Annotated in this window: 16 protein-coding genes; 8 read left to right on the plus strand and 8 right to left on the minus strand. The window is 74.6% G+C overall.

Annotation, left to right across the window (positions count from 1 at the left end):
- Positions 1–87: 87 nt before the first annotated feature.
- The 5 genes from ABT041_RS35445 to ABT041_RS35465 form a co-directional block, all read right to left on the minus strand.
- Positions 88–810, minus strand: a complete 723-nt coding sequence (locus ABT041_RS35445) for an ABC transporter ATP-binding protein (protein ID WP_351192447.1) — start codon at positions 808–810, stop codon at positions 88–90.
- A 68-nt stretch (positions 811–878) separates the two neighbouring features.
- On the minus strand, positions 879–1,862 hold the full coding sequence (locus ABT041_RS35450; RefSeq protein ID WP_351192353.1) for an ABC transporter ATP-binding protein: 984 nt from the start codon (positions 1,860–1,862) through the stop codon (positions 879–881).
- Between the two features lie 5 nt (positions 1,863–1,867).
- On the minus strand, positions 1,868–2,737 hold the full coding sequence (locus tag ABT041_RS35455) for an ABC transporter permease (RefSeq protein ID WP_351192356.1): 870 nt from the start codon (positions 2,735–2,737) through the stop codon (positions 1,868–1,870).
- Positions 2,734–3,687, minus strand: a complete 954-nt coding sequence (locus ABT041_RS35460) for an ABC transporter permease (protein WP_351192359.1) — start codon at positions 3,685–3,687, stop codon at positions 2,734–2,736. The genes ABT041_RS35455 and ABT041_RS35460 overlap by 4 nt, the downstream gene beginning before the upstream one ends.
- Positions 3,684–5,321: an ABC transporter substrate-binding protein gene (locus tag ABT041_RS35465; protein WP_351192362.1), complete on the minus strand. Its 1,638-nt coding sequence runs from the start codon at positions 5,319–5,321 to the stop codon at positions 3,684–3,686. The genes ABT041_RS35460 and ABT041_RS35465 overlap by 4 nt, the downstream gene beginning before the upstream one ends.
- Positions 5,322–5,467: 146 nt before the next feature.
- Between ABT041_RS35465 and ABT041_RS35470 the strand changes: the two genes are divergently transcribed.
- Entirely contained in the window at positions 5,468–6,517 is a 1,050-nt protein-coding gene (locus ABT041_RS35470) for a LacI family DNA-binding transcriptional regulator (protein ID WP_351192364.1), read from the plus strand.
- Between the two features lie 6 nt (positions 6,518–6,523).
- On the opposite strand, the gene ABT041_RS35475 is transcribed toward ABT041_RS35470, so the two are convergent.
- Positions 6,524–8,158 carry an amidohydrolase gene (locus ABT041_RS35475; RefSeq protein ID WP_351192366.1) on the minus strand — a complete coding sequence of 545 codons (1,635 nt, stop codon included), beginning with the start codon at positions 8,156–8,158 and terminating at the stop codon, positions 6,524–6,526.
- A gap of 92 nt (positions 8,159–8,250) precedes the next feature.
- On the opposite strand from ABT041_RS35475, the gene ABT041_RS35480 reads away from it, so the two are divergent.
- Both ABT041_RS35480 and ABT041_RS35485 read left to right on the plus strand, forming a co-directional pair.
- Positions 8,251–8,955, plus strand: coding sequence for a TetR/AcrR family transcriptional regulator (locus ABT041_RS35480; RefSeq protein ID WP_351192368.1), 705 nt, complete (start codon positions 8,251–8,253; stop codon positions 8,953–8,955).
- Between the two features lie 155 nt (positions 8,956–9,110).
- A complete protein-coding gene (locus tag ABT041_RS35485; protein ID WP_502976678.1) occupies positions 9,111–10,349 on the plus strand; it encodes a PA0049 family protein in 1,239 nt (412 codons plus the stop codon).
- A gap of 18 nt (positions 10,350–10,367) precedes the next feature.
- Here the strand turns inward: ABT041_RS35485 and ABT041_RS35490 are convergent, their stop codons facing one another.
- Both ABT041_RS35490 and ABT041_RS35495 read right to left on the minus strand, forming a co-directional pair.
- On the minus strand, positions 10,368–10,592 hold the full coding sequence (locus tag ABT041_RS35490) for a hypothetical protein (RefSeq protein ID WP_351192370.1): 225 nt from the start codon (positions 10,590–10,592) through the stop codon (positions 10,368–10,370).
- A gap of 41 nt (positions 10,593–10,633) precedes the next feature.
- Complete coding sequence (locus ABT041_RS35495; RefSeq protein WP_351192373.1) at positions 10,634–12,304, minus strand: IclR family transcriptional regulator domain-containing protein; 1,671 nt, start codon at positions 12,302–12,304, stop codon at positions 10,634–10,636.
- A 191-nt stretch (positions 12,305–12,495) separates the two neighbouring features.
- On the opposite strand from ABT041_RS35495, the gene ABT041_RS35500 reads away from it, so the two are divergent.
- From ABT041_RS35500 to pcaB, 5 genes are all read left to right on the plus strand, one after another.
- Positions 12,496–13,254: a CoA transferase subunit A gene (locus ABT041_RS35500; RefSeq protein WP_351192376.1), complete on the plus strand. Its 759-nt coding sequence runs from the start codon at positions 12,496–12,498 to the stop codon at positions 13,252–13,254.
- Entirely contained in the window at positions 13,251–13,892 is a 642-nt protein-coding gene (locus ABT041_RS35505) for a CoA transferase subunit B (protein WP_351192378.1), read from the plus strand. Before ABT041_RS35500 ends, ABT041_RS35505 begins: the two co-directional genes overlap by 4 nt.
- A complete protein-coding gene (pcaH, locus tag ABT041_RS35510) occupies positions 13,889–14,641 on the plus strand; it encodes a protocatechuate 3,4-dioxygenase subunit beta (RefSeq protein WP_351192380.1) in 753 nt (250 codons plus the stop codon). Before ABT041_RS35505 ends, pcaH begins: the two co-directional genes overlap by 4 nt.
- The gene (gene pcaG, locus ABT041_RS35515; RefSeq protein WP_351192383.1) at positions 14,638–15,207 is read left to right on the plus strand and encodes a protocatechuate 3,4-dioxygenase subunit alpha; all 570 of its coding nucleotides are present in this window, start codon (positions 14,638–14,640) and stop codon (positions 15,205–15,207) included. Before pcaH ends, pcaG begins: the two co-directional genes overlap by 4 nt.
- 163 nt (positions 15,208–15,370) lie before the next feature.
- On the plus strand, positions 15,371–16,714 hold the full coding sequence (gene pcaB, locus ABT041_RS35520; protein WP_351192452.1) for a 3-carboxy-cis,cis-muconate cycloisomerase: 1,344 nt from the start codon (positions 15,371–15,373) through the stop codon (positions 16,712–16,714).
- The last annotated feature ends 290 nt before the right edge of the window (positions 16,715–17,004 follow it).

Here is a 17,004-nt window from a genome sequence, read left to right on the forward strand (position 1 = left end):
GCATGTCCTGCCGGCACTCGTCGAGGACGGTCGGCGGGTAGTAGAAGCCGCCTCCGAGCTGTCCGGGGGGCGTGCGCGGCCCGCACCTCATGCCGCCGGGCGCCGGCGGCGGGGCACGGAGTCCAGGAGGAGCCGGGTGTACGGGTGCTCCGGCGCGACCAGGACCTGGGCGGTCGGGCCCGTCTCCACGACCTGGCCGGACTTCAGCACCAGCACCTCGTCCGCGATGTGCCGGACCACCGCCAGGTCGTGGGTGACGAAGAGATAGCCGATGCCCGACTCGCGGCGGATCGTGCCGAGCAGTTCGAGGATCTGCGCCTGGATCGACACGTCGAGCGCGGCGACCGCCTCGTCGAGGACGAGGACCCGGGGCTGCACGGCGAGGGCACGGGCGATCGCCACGCGCTGCCGCTGTCCGCCGGAGAGGCCCCGGGGCAGGGCCGAGGCCTCCCGGGCGCCGAGGCCGACCTGGTCGAGCAGTTCGCCGACCCGGGCCCGGCGGGCCGCCTGGTCGAGGGCGGTGTGCAGGCGCAGGACCTCGTCGAGGCAGCCCGAGACGGTCACCCGGGGATCGAGCGACAGATAGGGGTCCTGGAAGACCATCTGGATGTCCCGGGCCCGGGCCAGCCGTTCGGCCCGTCCCCGCGGCCGGGCAGAACGGTCCTTGCCGTCGAGGCGGACCGTGCCGCCGTCCGGGCGTTCCAGACCGACGAGCATCCGGACCGTGGTGGTCTTGCCGCTGCCGGACTCCCCGACGAGGGCGAGGGAGGACCCGGGCGCGAGGGCGAACGACACGCCGTCGACGGCCATGTGGTCCCCGTACCGCTTGCGCAGTCCCTCGACGACCAGGCCCTCTTCGAGCCCGACGGGCGTGACGGTCACAGCGTGATCCCTTCTTCGGCGCGGTGGCAGGCGGCGAGCCCGTCGCCGTGGCGTACGAGCACGGGCTTCTCCTCGGTGCAGCGCGGCACCGCGTGCGCGCAGCGCGCGGCGAAGGAGCAGCCGGGCGGCGCCTCCGCGAGGGAGACGGGGCGGCCCGGGATGGGCCGGGGCGCCGGCGCGCCCGGTTCGAGCCGCGGGGTGCAGGCGAGCAGGCCCGCCGTGTACGGGTGGCGGGGCCGGTCGAACAGCTCGTCCGTGGACCGGGTCTCCACGATCCGGCCCGCGTACATGACGTACACCCGGTCGCAGATCGCGGCGGCCAGTTCGAGGTCGTGGGTGACGAACAGCATGCCGGTGCCCCGCTCGGCCCGCAGCCGGGCCAGGATCGAGATGACCTCGGCCTGGGTGGTGACGTCGAGCGCGGTCGTCGGCTCATCGGCGACGAGGAGGGCCGGCTCGCTCGCGAGGGCCGCCGCGATGACGACCCGCTGGAGCATGCCGCCGGAGAACTGGTGCGGGTGGCGGCGCAGGGCGCCGCGCGGGTCGCGGATGCCGACCGCGTCGAGGAGTTCCTCGGCGCGGGCGGTCGCCTCGGCGGCGGGCGTCCCGGCCGCGCGCAGCCCCTCGGTGAGGAAGTCGCCCACCCGCCGCAGCGGGTTGACGGAGGCGCGCGGGTCCTGGAAGACCATCGAGACCTGCCGGGCCCGCAGCGCGGTGAGCTCGGCGCGCTTCATCGCGAGGACGTCCCGCCCCGCGACCCGGACCTGCCCCTCGGTGCGGGCGCCCGCCGGCAGCAGCCCGAGGACGCTGCGGCAGGCCACGGACTTGCCCGAGCCGGACTCGCCGACCAGGCCGACCGTCTCCCCGGGCCGTACCGTCAGACCGACCCCGTCCAGGATCGGCCGGGCGGCGCGGTCGCCGGGGAGGCGGACGCCGAGGCCCTCGATCTCCAGGACCGGCGCTTTCGACTCCGTGCTCATCGTCTTCACCGTTCCCGCTTCGCGATCCGGTCGGCGAGCCCCTCGCCGACGATGCCGAACGCCACCACGGCGAGCACGATGCACGCGGAGGGCGCGAGGGCCGGCAGCATCGCCCCCTGCAGGACGGCCGCCTGCCCCTCGTTGATCATGGCGCCCCAGTCGGCGGCCGGCGGCTGCACCCCGAAGCCGAGGAAGGACAGCGCCGCCAGGTCCATCAGCGCGTACCCGAAGTTCATCGCGGACTGCGCGAAGACCGTCGGCGCGATGTTGGGCAGCAGATGGCGCACGCAGACGGTCCAGCCGGACCAGCCCTGCACCCGGTACGCCTCGATGTACGGCCGGGCCTTCTCCTGCCGGGCGATGCCCCGGACGAGCCGGCCCACGTACGGGGTGTAGGCGACGGACATGGCGATCACGGGCGCGGTGAGTCCCGAGCCGACGACCGACACGAGGAGGATCGCGAGCAGCAGACCGGGGATCGCGAAGACGAGGTCCATGGACCGGGAGAGCAGCGTGTCCACCCAGCCGCCCCGCCAGGCCGCCACCACGCCGAGGAGCGTGCCGAGCAGGGTGGAGACGCCGACGACGAGCAGGGGACCGAGCAGTCCGGTGCGGGCGCCGTTCAGCAGCCGGGACAGGATGTCACGGCCCGACTGGTCGGTGCCGAGCAGATGGTCGCCGGTGGTGCCGACGAGACTCGCCGACAGGTCGAGCGCCTCGGGGTCGTACGGGGCGAGGACGGGCGCGAGCAGGGCGACCAGGACGAGCAGGGCGAGCACCGCGACCGAGACCGCGAAGAGCGGTCCCTGGCCGAACAGGCGCAGGGCGCGCAGCCCCGGCCTGCGGTACGGCACCGCGGAGGTGGTGGAGGTCATGAGGAGCCTTCCCCGAGGGAGAGACGGGGGTCGATGAGCGGGGCGAGCAGGTCGACGACGAGGTTGACGAGGACGAAGGCCGCCACGCTGAGGAGCGTGATCGCCTGCACGACCGCGAAGTCCTTGGCGGTGACCGACTGCACGAGCAGCGAGCCGAGGCCGGGGACGTCGAAGGCGGTCTCGACGATCGAGGTGGAGATGAGGAGACCGGCGAGCATCGTGCCGCCGACGGTGACGACGGGTCCGAGCGCGTTCCGCAGGACGTGCCGGCGGACCACGGACCGGCCCGCGACGCCCCGGGCGCGCGCCACCTCGACGTGCTCGCGGCCGAGTTCGTCGAGCATCGCCGAGCGGGTCACCCGGGCGAGGAGTCCCGCGAAGGACAGCGCCAGGGCGAAGGCCGGCAGCGTCAGCTGGTACAGCCGGTCGGGGAGGCCCGCCGGGGTGCCGCCGCCCGGCCCCGGGAACCAGCCGAGCTGCACGGAGAACAGCGAGACGAGCGCGATGGCCGTCACGAACGAGGGCGTGGCGGTGGCGACACCGGTGCCGATGAGCACCACCCGGTCCGGCAGGCCGGGGCGCAGCGCCCCGAGGATGCCGGCCGCGACGCCGAGCACCGCGACGAGCAGGGCGGCGTAGCCGACGAGCAGGGCGGTGCCGGGCAGCCGGGAGCCGATGAGCGAGGCCACGTCCTGGTGGTACTGGGCCGAGCGGCCGAAGTCACCGCTCAGGACGCCGCCGAGCCACTTCGCGTACTGCGTGACCAGCGGGTCGTCGAGGTGGTGCTCCGCCCGCAGGGCCGCCACGGCCTCGGGGGTCGCGGGGCGGCCGTGCAGGAGGAACGACACCGGGTCGCCGGGGGCCAGGTGGACGGAGCCGAAGACCACCAGGGAGGTCACGAACAGCACCGCCGCCAGGCCGAGGAGCCGTCCGACGAGGTAGCGCGTCATCGCTGGGAGGCCCCGATCGTCGCGGCCCACGGGAAGTAGAGCTGGGCGATGCCGGTCGGCGCGCCGGTGATCCGCTTGCCGAGGAAGACCGAGTACGGCGCCTCGTACACGGGGATGACCGGCAGCTGGTCCATCGCGATCTTCTGGAGCTTCGCGGTGAGTTCGGCGCGCTTGGCCGGGTCGGGCTCGGAGTTGGCCTTGTCGAAGGCGACGTCGTACTCGGCGTCGGACCAGCGGCCGTAGTTCCCGAAGTCGCCGGTGTGCAGGTACTGGTAGAACTCCAGCGGGTCGGGCGTGTTGTCGTAGCCGTTGGTGATGACCAGGTCGATGCCCTCGCGCGCGTCGGGGTCGACGAAGATGCTGCTGTACGCGTCGGGCGAGACCGGCTTCAGCTTGACGTCGAGCCCGATCTGCCGGCCGGCGGCCTGCACGGCGTTGGCGACGACGCTGATCTCGGGCGCGAGCGTGCTCGTGACGATGGTGATCGTCCGGCCGGTCGCGTGGGCCTCCTTGACGAGCTGCTTCGCGGCCTCGACGTCGTACACCGGCTCGGGCAGCGTGTCGTACAGCTCCGCCGTCTTCTCCGGGGCCAGCGCCCAGGCGCCGCGCGCCGCGGGGGCCTTGGCGGGGACGCCGACGCCGCCGGCCGCGGCTTTGATGATGTTCTTCCGGTCGAGGGCCATCGACAGGGCCTTGCGGACCTTGAGGTTGCCGAGCGGTCCGTGGAAGTCGAGCACCGCGAGGTCCGCGGCGGCGGTGTTGGGGCCGAAGAGGAGCGAGCCCTTGTCACCGGCCTTCAGCTGGGCGAACGAGGACGACGGGACCATGTAGCCGCCGTCGGCCGTCCCGGACAGGAAGGCGTTGGAGCGGGCCGCGGCGTCCTCGATGAAGGTGAACTTCACCTTCTCGGACTTGGGCGTGAGCGACTTGTCCCAGTAGGCGGTGTGCTTCTTGAGGGTGATGCTGTCGCCCTGGGCCCAGGAGTCGAGGGCGTACGGGCCCGTGCAGTTGAGCTTGCCCTTCGGGGTTCCGTAGTCCTTGCCCTCCTTGGCGAGGGAGGCGGCGCTGACGACCGTGCCGGGGGAGGCGGCCATCAGCTCGGAGAAGAGGACGTCCTCCTTGCCGAGGCGGATCGTCACCTCCAGCGGACCGGTCTTCTCGATGGTGTCGACCGACTTGAAGGAGGAGCCCCAGGGGGAGCCGGTCTCCGGGGCCATCTGCCGCTTGAGGGAGGCGACCACGTCGTCGGCGGTCATGGTGGTGCCGTCGTGGAACTTCACCCCGGGCCGCAGGGTGTAGACGAGGGTGCGCGGGTCGGGACGCGTCCACTTCACGGCCAGGCCGGGCACGATCTTCAGGTCGGGAGTGACCCGCAGCAGCTGCTCGCACACGTTCGCGAGGACGGTGTTCGGCGGGTAGTCGTACGCGAGGGCGTAGTCGAGCGTGTACGGCTCGGCGTACAGGGACCAGGTGAAGGAGTCCAGCGGGCCCTGCGCGGGCGGTGAGGTGGGGCTGACCTTGAAGTTCGTGCCGCCGCCGGCCGCCGGCGGGTTCGTGGCGCCGGAACAGGCGCCGGTGGTGGCCGCGAGGGCGGCGGTACAGACGAGAAGCGCGAGGGCTCTGGGCATGCGCATGGGGAGGGACCCACCCCTTTACAGGTGTAGTGACGGGCTCGGGGGGATGGAGCGAGTATTGGTGCGGGAACGTTCCCGCACAAGACCTGCACCCGACTTTGCGGGAACGGTTTTGCAGAGCTCACGAGGGTGGCAGCATCACCACCATGACCGAAGCTTCACGTCACGGCGGACAGCCCTCGCCGCCCATCCAGCGCGTCCGCCTGGTCGACGTGGCCCGCGAGGCGGGCCTGTCCAAGACGACCGTCTCGGCGGCGCTCAACGGCACCGGCAGACTCTCCCCCGAGGTACGGGAGAGGGCCCGCGAGACCGCGCGCAGAATGGGCTACCGGCCCAACGCCACCGCGCGCCAGCTGCGCGCGGGACGGGCCCGGCTGATCGGATACGTGGTCGGCGAGTTCGCCGCCACTCCCTGGACCTTTCTCGAGTCGCCCTACTTCGCCCGGCTGACCGGCGCCACGGCGGCCAGCGCGCTGCGCCGCGGCTACGCCGTGGTGCTGCTGCCCGCCGGCTCCCTGCAGAGCGAGTGGGCGGACCTGTCCCTCGACGCGGTGGTCGTCGCCGACCCCGTCGCCGACGACCCGGTCGTCGAGGACCTCCTCGCCGCCGGCATCCCCGTCTTCACGGACCGTTCCGTCGAGGGGCTGCCGGGGGCGTACTGGGTGGACGTCGACGCGGGCCGCGCGGTCCGCGAGACCCTCGACCACCTCCATGAGCAGGGGGCCCGCAGGCCCGTCCTCGTCGTGCCGGACAGCACCACCCGCTTCCACACCGAGGTGTACGCCGCCCACCGGGAGTGGTGCGCCGCCCACGGCCTGCCGGAACGGGCGGTGCGCGTCGCGGAGGCCGGCAACGGGCCGGTGGTGCGCGCCGTCGAGACCGCCCTGGCCGGCGAAGGGCCGGAGCGGCCCGACGCCCTCCTGGTCGTCGCCGAGGCGAGCCCGCCCCTCGTCCTGGAGGCGGTGCGCCGCCACGGGTTCGAGGTCCCCGACGACCTGCTGGTCGTCCTGGTCAGCGAGGACGCCACGGCCCTGCACACCGAGCCGCCGGTCACCACGCTGAGCCTGCGGCCGGAGGCGGTCGCGGAGGCCGGCGTCGAGCACCTCGTCGCGGTCCTGGAGCACGGCCGCCGGGAGCCCGCCGGGACGCTCGTACCGACGCGTCTGGAGGTGCGGGGCTCGTCGGTGCGTCGCTGAGGGGGGTCAGACCGCGTGCACGAGCCGGCCGCCGACGTACGTCCGCTCCACCCGGGCCTCGGCGATCTCCTCCGGCGGGCCGGTGAGGATGTCGCGGTCCAGGACGACGAGGTCGGCGAGGTGGCCGGGGCGCAGGCTGCCGGTGTCGTCGAGGCCGTTCACGTGCGCGGTGCCCGCCGTGTAGGCGGCGAGCGCGGTGGTGAGGTCGAGACGCTGCTCGGCGTAGAAGACCCGGTCGTCGGGGGCCTCGGGGTCGCGGCGGTTGACCGCGACGTGGATGCCCTCGATCGGGTTCGGGCTGCTGACCGGCCAGTCGCTGCCGGCGGCGAGGGTGGCCCCGGCCCGTACGAGATCGCCGAACGGGTACTGCCAGGCGGCGCGTTCGGGACCCAGGAACGGGATGGTCAGCTCGTCCATCTGCGGCTCGTGCGCGGCCCACAGCGGCTGGATGTTCGCGATCGCGCCGAGCGCGGCGAAGCGGGCCAGGTCGTCGGGGTGGACGACCTGGAGGTGGGCGAGGTGGTGACGGTTGCCACGGTGCCCGTTGGCGGCGATCGCCGCCTCCAGCGCGTCCAGGGCCTCCCGGACGGCCCGGTCGCCCAGGGCGTGGAAGTGGACCTGGAAGTCCAGGGCGTCCAGCTCGGTCACGTACCCGCGCAGCGCCTCGGGATCGACGAAGCTCAGACCGCTGTTGGCGGTGGCGCAGCCGCAGCCGTCCAGGTACGGGGTGGTCATGGCGGCCGTGAAGTTCTCCGCGATGCCGTCCTGCATGATCTTCACCGAGCCGGCGCGGAACCGGCCGGCGCTCAACTTCTCGCGCCGCGAGACCAGTTCGGGGATCTGCTCGGCGCCCCGCTCCCGGTCCCACCAGAGCGCCCCGGTCACCCTGGCCGTCAGCGAACCGTCACCGGCCGCGCTCAGATACGCCTCCGAGGGATCGGCCATCCCGCCGAAGGAACCGAGCAGCGCGTCCTGCCAGGCCGTGATGCCGAGCGAGTGCAGCAGCTTCTGCGCCCGCAGCAGGCCCGCGAGCCGCTCCTCGGCGGTCGTCGGCGGCACCAGCCGGGCGACGAGGCCGATCGCCCCCTCCTGCAGCATGCCGCTGGGGGAGCCGTCCGCCTCCCGCTCGATCCGCCCGTCGGCCGGGGCGGGGGTGGCGGCGGTGAGCCCGGCGAGCTCCAGCGCGCGGGAGTTGGCCCACGCGCCGTGGTGGTCACGGTTCGACAGCAGGACCGGCCGGTCCGGGACGACGGAGTCGAGGAGCTGCCGGGTGGGAAGACCGCCCTCGAAACTCTCCATCGACCAGCCGCCGCCGGTGATCCAGGTGTGCTCCGGGTGGGCGTCCGCGTACTCCCGGATCCGCTCCAGGTAGTCCGCGACGCCGACCGTGCCGGTCAGATCGCACTCGGCCAGTTCCTTGCCGCCGGAGACCGCGTGGATGTGGGCGTCCTGGAATCCCGGGAGCAGCAGCTTGCCCGTCAGGTCGACGACCTCCGTACCGGGCCCGATGAGGTCCCGTACCTCGTCGTGGCCGACGGCCGCGATCCGCTCGCCGACGACGGCGAGCGAGGTCGCCCGGGTGCGGGCCGGGTCCGCCGTGAAGACGGGACCGCGGGTGAAGACCAGATCGGCCGTGGTCATGGGCGCTCCAGAACTAGTGGTGTGGGTCGGTGGGCGCCATGGAAGCGGGCGGGCCGTTTACACGTCAATGGTGTTGACGTAAGGTTCCGGTCATGTCCGAACGCGTGGTCCCCGAAGGCAGCCGGCAGCGCCGCCGCCCCACCAAGCAGGGCGCCGTCCTCTCGGAGCGGCTCATCGTCGAGACCGCGCTGCGCCTGATCGCGCAGCACGGCGCGGAAGCCCTGTCGGTACGGAGGCTGGGCGCCGCGCTCGGCGCCGACCCCACGGCCCTCTACCGCTACTTCCGGAACACCGACGCCCTGCTGCTCGCCGTCGCCGACGAGATGATCGGCCGCGCGCAGGAGGGCTGGACGGCCACCGGCGACTGGCGGGCGGACCTGCGTGACCTGGGCCTTCGCATCCACGGCTGCTACCAGGCCTACCCGCAGGCGGCGGCGCTCGCGGCCCACCGGACCACGGGGCGGCCGTACGAGACCCGGGCCGTCGAGCGGATCCTCGGCGTCCTGCGCTCGGCGGGCTTCCCGGACGCCCTCGCCGTGCGGATCTACCACGCCTTCGTGGACCAGGCCCTCGCCTTCGCGGCCCAGGACGCGGCGGCGCTGGCCCTGCCGCCCGCGGCCCAGGAGAAGGAGGCGGAGGTCTGGCACGCGGTCTACGGCCGGCTGTCCCCCGACACCCACCCGAACATCGCCGCGACCTTCCCGCTCCTGGCCGCCGACATGCGCGACAGCGGCTACCCGTTCGCGCTGGAACTGATGCTGAGCGCGGTGGAGGCACTGAGGCCGACGGACGGGTGAGCCGGGGCCGACGAGGGGCGTGAGCTGAAGACGGGGTGCTGCTGGGGCTGCAGTCGCCTGAGTTCGCCGCAGGGGCTCGTGGGGGCCCCGTAGCGCGAGGCGCCTTGCGTGGAGAGACTTCTGACGAAGCGACACGCCCGCGCGAAAGGACCCCCGTGCTCTCCATACGCAGCGCCCTCGCCCTCCCCCTCGCCGCAGTCTCCCTGGCCCTGGCGACCCCGCCCGCCCCGGCGGCCGAGCCCGCCACCGTCACCGTCGAGGAGGCCAGGCTCGACCGGGCCGCCCCCCAGGAGATCCTGCGGCGCAGCGGATTCGCCTCCCTGGCCCCGGAGTTCGCCGAGGCACTCGCCCGCGCCGACTCCTTCGCCGCGGCCGAGCGGACGGTCGGCCGGTACGGATCGGGGCTCTGGCGCCGGGCCGTGGACCGGGCGCAGGGCCGGGGCGAGGCGGGCGGTGACCTGTCGCGGGACGACGACCGGCCGCTCTACTGGTCGCGCCTCGCGCTCACCCGTGAACTCCGGACCTGGCAGCCCGGTTTCACGATCACCGAGGAGGGCAGGACCCGGCTGCTCGACCGGCTCGAACGGTCCTCGCGCGGCCAGGACTCGATCCGCTACCCGGCCGGGAAGGGCGTGAAGCGGATCCTGCTGACCGGCTTCGATCCGTTCACGCTCGACCGGGACACCCGGATCAGCAACCCGTCCGGGGCCACCGCGCTCGCCCTCGACGGCACCTGGCTGCGCACCTCCGACGGCTCCCTCGCCCGGGTCGAGACGGCCGTCTTCCCCGTCCGCTGGCAGGACTTCGCCGACGGCACGGTCGAGCGGACCCTGTGCCCGCACCTGCCGGAGGTGGACCTCTTCACCACGGTGAGCCAGGGCCGCCCCGGCCGCTTCGACATCGAGCGGACCAACGGCGCCTGGCGCGGCGGCTTCCCCGACAACGAGAACCTGTCCCGCACCGGGACCGTGCCCGTCTCCGCTCCGGCCACGCAGCCCCAGTGGACGTCGACGACCCTTCCGTACGCGGCGATCACGGCGGCTTCCACCGGCCGTTTCCCGGTGTACGACAACACCTCGGTGACCGAGCTGCCGGCCGGGTCCGACACGCCCGTGGTCCGCCCGGGCGGGCCCACGCCCGGCTCGGCGGCCCGTGCGGGCGGCGGCGGGAACTACCTGTCCAACGAGATCGCCTACCGGGCCACCCTGCTGCGCGACCGCCTCGGCCTGACGGACCTGCCCGGCGGCCATGTGCATACGCCGGTCCTCCAGTTCGGCCCCGGCAACACCGACCCGGCGACGGGTACGGTCACCGACGCCGAGTTCGTACGGAACCGGCTCGACATCATCGCCCAGGTGCGGGCGATCGTCGCCGTGGCCGCGGTTGCACGGTAGTACCGCATGCGGGGCGGCTCAGGCCGTCGCGACAGGGGAGCCGCCCGGGGCGGCCGAGCCCGCCGTGACGAAGGGGCCGTGCGGGGCGGCCGAGCCCGCCGTGGCGAAGGGGCCGTGCGGGGCGGCCGAGCCCGCCGTGGCGAAGGGGCCGTGCGGGGCGGCCGAGCCCGCCGTGACGAAGGGGCCGTGCGGGGCGGCCGAGCCCGCCGTGACGAAGGGGCCGTGCGGGGCGGCCGAGCCCACGTCGTGACGGGAAGCGCTCAGCCCGTCGTCACGGGAAGCGCTCAGCCCGTCGTGACGGGGGAGAAGCGTCCCACGGCTGCCAGGTCCGCGCTGATCAGCGCGGCCGTCTCGCGCAGCGGCGGGAGGAGGGCCGCGAGGCTCTCCTCCGGCGTGGCCCGGCCCGCGTGCAGGGCCACGTTGACCGCTGCGACCACCCGGCCCGCGCCGTCCGTGACGGCCACCGCGAGCGAGCGCAGCCCCTCCTCCAGCTCCTGCTCCACCCAGCCGTACCCCCGCGCGGCGGTGGCCGTCACGGCCTCGTCGAGCCCCTCGCGGGTCGTCACCGTGCGCGGGGTGAGCGCCTCCGGCGTGATCCGGCCGAGCCGCGCGGCGCGCTCCGCCTCCGGCAGGGCGCCGAGCAGGACCCGGCCCATGGAGGTGGCGTACGCGGGCAGTCGGGTGCCCACGGTGATGTCGATGTGCATGATGCGGGTGGAGGCGACCCGGGCCACGTACCGGATGTCGTCCCCGTCGAGGACGGCGACCGAAGCGGACTCGTGCACGCGCAGCACCAGGGCGACGAGGTGCGGGGTCGCGATCTCCGGCAGGCTCAGCCGGGAGAGGCGGGCGTAGCCCAGCTCCAGGACCCGGGGCAGGACGAGGAACCCGTCGGGCTCCTCCCGTACGTACCCGAGATGGCGCAGGGTGATCAGCGACCGGCGGGCGGTCGCGCGCGGCAGCCCGGTCAGCCGGGCGAGCTCGGCGAGCCGCAGCGGACCCCGGGCAGAGCCGAAGGCGCGCAGGACGTCGAGCCCGCGTGCGAGCGACTGCAGGAACCCGGAGCCGAGCTCCTCCTTGAGGGCGGGCGCCGCAGCGGTGGCCGCGGTCTCCGGCAGGGCGCCGGAAGCACCCCCCGGCGCCGCGAGGGCCGCCTCCATCGCCGCCACCGCCTTCCGGAGCGGCGGCAGGGCCTGGGCCGTGAGGGACCGCGCGCTGTGCCGGCTCGTGTGGCTGACGACGCTGACCGCGCAGACCACCGCCCCGTCCGGGCCCCGTACCGGCAGCGCGACGGCGAGCAGACCGGGCTCGATCAGCTGGTCGTCCACCGCCAGACCGGTCTCGCGGGCCTCCCGCACCCGGGCGAGGAACTCGCTCTCGACCTCCCCGGCCGGGGCCGGCGGACGGGGCGGTACGGACGGGAAGCCGGTGTCCAGAGGGTCCTTGGCGCGTCGGGCCCGCCAGTCCTCCAGCTCCGTCTCGTCCCACCGCGCGGCGAACAGCGCGCCGGGAGCGCACCGTTCGGCCGGCAGGAGGTCGCCGGTCCGGAAGGAGATGGCCATCGCCCGGCGGCGGGTGGCCTGGGCGAGGAAGCGCACGCCGTCGCCGTCCGGGACGGCGACGGACACCGACTCGTCGAGCGCGTCGGCGAGGGCGACGGCGTGCGGTCCGAGGAGCCCGGGCAGCCCGCAGGAGGCCAGGTACGCGTTGCCGAGCTCGGCGGCTCCGGGCGCGAGCAGCAGGTCGCGGCCCTCGGTGCGCAGCGCGCCGAGGCGGACGAGCGTCGTCGCGACCCGGTCGATCGTGGAGCGGGCGAGCCCGGTCGTCCGGGCGAGGTCGCCGGGCCGGTGCCGGAGCTCGGGCCCCGCGGCCATGACGCGGAGCACGGCGAGCCCGCGTTCGAGCGGTCCGACCAGCTCGTCGGGTGCCCCCTGGGCCTCGGTGGGCTGCGGCATCGTCCGGACTCCTCGGTGCGGTGGCGGGCGGAACGGGCACGGGGAGCCGCGCGGGAAAACCGTACCCGCGCCGTTGACACGGCCCGTGGCGTGGATGGACACTCCTCCCCGCCAAAATTCTGAACTGAAGTTCAGCAGGCGAACACCGCAGCGTCAATCCCGAATGAATCCCCAGCGAAACGGGTCGTTACATGGACAAAGTGGTCGCCAGCGCCGCGGAAGCGGTGGCGGACATCGAGGACGGCGCCTCCCTCGCCGTCGGAGGCTTCGGCCTGAGCGGCGTACCGGACGTGCTCATCCGCGCCCTGCACGCCCACGGCCCCGGAGACCTCTCCGTCGTCTCCAACAACTGCGGCGTCGACGGCGGCGGCCTGGGCATCCTGCTCGCGGCCGGCCGGATCAGCCGCGTCACCGGCTCCTACATCGGCGACAACAAGGAGTTCGCCCGCCGCTACCTCGGCGGCGAACTCGAACTCGAACTCACCCCCCAGGGCACCCTCGCCGAACGGCTCCGCGCCGGCGGCTGCGGCATCCCCGCCTTCTTCACGCCCGCGGGCGTCGGCACCCAGGCCGCCGACGGCGGACTGCCCTGGCGGTACGCGGAGGACGGCACCGTCGCCGTCGCCTCCCCGCCCAAGGAGACCCGCGAGTACGACGGACGCGCGTACGTCCTCGAACGCGGCATCACCACCGACTTCGCGCTCGTCCGCGCGGCCCGCGGCGACCGCCACGGCAACCTCGTCTTCGCCCGCGCCGCCCGCAACTTCAACCCGCTCGCCGCCATGGCGGGCCGGATCACGATCGCCGAGGTGGAGGAGCTCGTCGAACCCGGCGAGCTCGACCCCGACCAGGTCCACCTGCCGGGCGTCTTCGTCCAGCGGGTCCTGGAGCTCACCCCCGCACAGGCCGCCGACAAGGGCATCGAACGAAGGACGGTACGCACCCGATGAGCTGGACCAGGGACGGGATGGCCGCCCGCGCCGCCCGCGAGCTGACCGACGGTTCGTACGTCAACCTCGGCATCGGACTGCCCACCCGCGTACCGAACTTCCTCCCCGACGGCGTCGACGTCGTCCTCCATTCCGAGAACGGGCTCCTCGGCGTCGGCCCCTACCCGTACGAGGACGAGGTCGACCCCGACCTCATCAACGCGGGCAAGGAGACCGTCACCGTCCTGCCCGGCGCCGCGTTCTTCGACTCCGCGCTCTCCTTCGGCATGATCCGCGGCGGCCACATCGACACCGCGATCCTGGGCGCCATGCAGGTCTCGGCCCGCGGCGACCTCGCCAACTGGATGATCCCCGGCCGCATGGTCAAGGGCATGGGCGGCGCCATGGACCTCGTCCACGGAGCCCGCCGGGTCGTCGTCCTCATGGAGCACACCGCCAAGGACGGCACCCCCAAGATCGTCGAGGAGTGCTCCCTGCCGCTCACCGGCCGGGGCTGCGTCGACCGCATCATCACCGACCTCGGCGTCCTCGACGTCACCGAGGACGGACTCCGGCTCGTCGAGACCGCCCCCGGCGTCACCCCCGAGGACCTCACCCGCCTGACGGCGGCTCCCGTGAAGGTGGAAACCGCAGCATGATCCCGACCCAGCAGGACATCTCGAAGGAGATCGACGCCCGGCGCGAGGAGTACCTCCGCACCGGCGAGACCCGGCACCACCCCGCCCGCGACTACCCGCCCTACCGCAGCAGCGCCCTCCGCCACCCGCGCCAGGCCCCCGTCCCGGTCCGCGACCCCGACGCCGTCGAACTCTCCGGGCCGGTCTTCGGCGCCACCGACGTCACCGCGCTCGACGCCGACCTCACCCGCGGCGCGGCCGGCGAACCGCTGGGCGAGCGGATGACCGTCACCGGCCGGATCCTCGACCGCGCGGGCCGCCCCGTGCGCGGCCAGCTCGTCGAGATCTGGCAGGCCAACGCCGCCGGACGCTACGCCCACCAGCTCGACCAGCACCCGGCCCCGCTCGATCCCCACTTCACCGGGGCAGGGCGCTGCCTGACCGACGACGACGGCACGTACCGCTTCACCACGATCCGCCCCGGCGCCTACCCCTGGCGCAACCACACCAACGCCTGGCGCCCCGCGCACATCCACTTCTCGCTCTTCGGCAGCGCGTTCACCCAGCGGCTCGTCACCCAGATGTACTTCCCCGGCGACCCGCTCTTCGCCTACGACCCGATCCTCCAGTCGGTCACCGACGACGCCGCCCGCGCCCGGCTCGTCGCCGCCTACGACCACGAGCTCACCACCCCCGAACACGCCCTCGGCTACCGCTGGGACATCGTCCTCGACGGACCCGCCGCGACCTGGATCGAGGAAGGCCGATGACCGGCACGCCCACGCTCCCGACCCCCGCCCAGACCGTCGGCCCCTTCTACGGGTACGCGCTGCCCTTCCCCGGCGGCCCCGACATCGCCCCCGCCGGGCACCCGGACACACTCACCGTCCACGGCCACGTGTACGACGGGGCCGGTGCCCCCGTCCCCGACGCGCTCCTGGAGATCTGGCAGCCCGGCCCCGACGGGGACCGGACCGGCGCCCCCGGCTCCCTCCGCAAGGACCCCGTCACCGGCGGCCACGCAGGACGGGACGGCGTCACCTTCACCGGCTTCGGCCGGGTCGCGACCGACGCCGACGGCCGCTGGGCGATACGCACCCTGCCGCCCGCCGGAGCGCCGTACCTCTGCGTCTGCGTCTTCGCCCGCGGCCTGCTGCACCACCTCTTCACCCGCCTCTACCTGCCGGGCCCGGCCGCCGAGACCGACCCGCTGCTCGCCTCGCTGCCGCCCGAGCGGCGCGCCACCCTGCTCGCGGCCGAGTCCGGGCCCCGCACGCTGCGCTTCGACGTCCACCTCCAGGGGCCGGAGGAGACGGTGTTCCTTGACTTCCGCTGAGCAGCCGCCGCGACGGTACGAGGAGGGGTGCCGCCCGGGGCCGTACGAGTCCGGGCAGGACCCGGGGCCGTACGAGACCGGGCACCTGCCAGGGCCGTACGAGTCCGGACACGGCCCGGCGCCGTACGAGGACGAAGTCGGCGCGCCGTACGACGTCGGACTCCTGGCCCCCGTCCGTGCGGGCACCGGCGTCGAGGCGGCCACCGGCGACCGGGCCTTCCTCCGGGCGATGCTCGACGCCGAAGCCGCCCTGACCCGGGCCCAGGCCGCCCTCGGCCAGGCGCCCGCCGAGGCGGCCGCCGCCGTCACCGAGGCCGCGGCCCGCACCGACCGGTTCGACCCGCGCACGCTCGCCCTCCGCGCCCGCAGCGGCGGCAACCCCGTCATCCCGCTGGTCGCCGAACTGGCCGCCGCCGTACCCCCGGACGCCGCCGGCTACGTCCACCGGGGCGCGACCAGCCAGGACATCATGGACACCGCCGCGATGCTCGTGGCGGCCCGCGCCCTGCCCCTGATCACCGCCCCGCTGCACCGCGCCGCGGCCGCTCTCGGGCGGCTCGCCGCGACCCACCGCGACACGCCCATGGTGGGCCGGACGCTCACCCAGCACGCCGTCCCCACCACCTTCGGGCTCAAGGCGGCGGGCTGGCGCAGCCTCGTCCTCGACGCGGCCGACCGGCTCACGGCCCTCACGCCACCGGCCCAACTCGGCGGCGCCGCAGGCACCTTGGCGGCCTTCGAGCAGCTGGCCGGCGCGCCCGGCAGCGGGCCCGCGCTCGCGGAGGCGTACGCGCGCGAGCTGGGCCTCGCGGCCCCCGACCTGCCCTGGCACACCCTGCGCACCCCGGTCGCCGACCTCGGCACCGCGCTCGCCTTCACCGCGGCCGCGCTCGGCAAACCGGCCGCCGACGTGCTGCTGCTCAGCCGCACCGAGACCGGCGAACTCGCCGAGGGCGAGGGCGGCGGGTCCTCCGCGATGCCCCACAAGAACAACCCCGTCCACGCCACCCTCGTCGCCGCGGCCGCCCGCCAGGCCCCCGCGCTCGCCGCGGTCCTCCTCGGCTCGCTCACCGCCGAGGACGAGCGCCCGGCCGGCGCCTGGCACGCCGAATGGCAGACCCTCCGCGAACTCCTCCGCCTCGCCGGGGGCGCCGCCCACCACCTGGCCGCGCTGGCCGAGGGCCTCCAGGTCCACCCCGACCGGATGCGGGAGAACCTGCACCGGACCCGGGGCCTGGTGGCGAGCGAACGCCTCGCCGCGGAGCTCTCCGGGCTCCTCGGCCGCGGTGCCGCCCGGCGACTCCTCGACACGGCCGCCCAGCGCGCCCTGACGGAACGCCGCCACCTCGCGGACGTCCTCGCCGAGGCCCCGGAACTCGCCGACCTGGTGACCCCGGACCGCCTCAAGACCCTCACGGACCCGACGACCGCGACCGGCGCCGCCCCCCGGCTCGTCGACCACGCCCTCCGGAGACCGCCCTCCGCCGACCGCAAAGGCCCCGCATGACCCCCGACGCGACCCAGCCCGCCCCGTCGGCGCCCAACACCGCCGAGGCAGCCGACCCGACCGCGGCACCCGGCGCCCCGGAAGCGCCCCGCGCCCCGGAAGCGCCCGTCGCCCCGGAAGTGCGCCGCGCTCCGGAACCGCCCGGCGCTCCGGAACCGCCCGGCGCTCCGGAAGCGCCCCGCATCCCCGAAGCCGCCCGCGATCCGGAAGCGCCCCGTACTCCCGAAGCCGCGCGCGATCCGGAAGCGCCCCGTACCCCCGAAGCCCCCTGCATCCCCGAAGCCGCCCGC

The sequence above is a fragment of the Streptomyces sp. NPDC002825 genome (assembly GCF_040295385.1).
In the GTDB taxonomy this organism is placed as follows: domain Bacteria; phylum Actinomycetota; class Actinomycetes; order Streptomycetales; family Streptomycetaceae; genus Streptomyces.

Bases quoted from the DNA above. Each gene is read 5' to 3' on its own strand.
- ABT041_RS35445 (WP_351192447.1), bottom strand. From the start codon at position 810: ATGGCCGTCGACGGCGTGTCGTTCGCCCTCGCGCCCGGGTCCTCCCTC.
- ABT041_RS35450 (WP_351192353.1), bottom strand. From the start codon at position 1,862: ATGAGCACGGAGTCGAAAGCGCCGGTCCTGGAGATCGAGGGCCTCGGC.
- ABT041_RS35455 (WP_351192356.1), bottom strand. From the start codon at position 2,737: ATGACCTCCACCACCTCCGCGGTGCCGTACCGCAGGCCGGGGCTGCGC.
- ABT041_RS35460 (WP_351192359.1), bottom strand. From the start codon at position 3,687: ATGACGCGCTACCTCGTCGGACGGCTCCTCGGCCTGGCGGCGGTGCTG.
- ABT041_RS35465 (WP_351192362.1), bottom strand. From the start codon at position 5,321: ATGCGCATGCCCAGAGCCCTCGCGCTTCTCGTCTGTACCGCCGCCCTC.
- ABT041_RS35470 (WP_351192364.1), top strand. From the start codon at position 5,468: ATGACCGAAGCTTCACGTCACGGCGGACAGCCCTCGCCGCCCATCCAG.
- ABT041_RS35475 (WP_351192366.1), bottom strand. From the start codon at position 8,158: ATGACCACGGCCGATCTGGTCTTCACCCGCGGTCCCGTCTTCACGGCG.
- ABT041_RS35480 (WP_351192368.1), top strand. From the start codon at position 8,251: ATGTCCGAACGCGTGGTCCCCGAAGGCAGCCGGCAGCGCCGCCGCCCC.
- ABT041_RS35495 (WP_351192373.1), bottom strand. From the start codon at position 12,304: ATGCCGCAGCCCACCGAGGCCCAGGGGGCACCCGACGAGCTGGTCGGA.
- ABT041_RS35500 (WP_351192376.1), top strand. From the start codon at position 12,496: ATGGACAAAGTGGTCGCCAGCGCCGCGGAAGCGGTGGCGGACATCGAG.
- ABT041_RS35505 (WP_351192378.1), top strand. From the start codon at position 13,251: ATGAGCTGGACCAGGGACGGGATGGCCGCCCGCGCCGCCCGCGAGCTG.
- pcaH (WP_351192380.1), top strand. From the start codon at position 13,889: ATGATCCCGACCCAGCAGGACATCTCGAAGGAGATCGACGCCCGGCGC.
- pcaG (WP_351192383.1), top strand. From the start codon at position 14,638: ATGACCGGCACGCCCACGCTCCCGACCCCCGCCCAGACCGTCGGCCCC.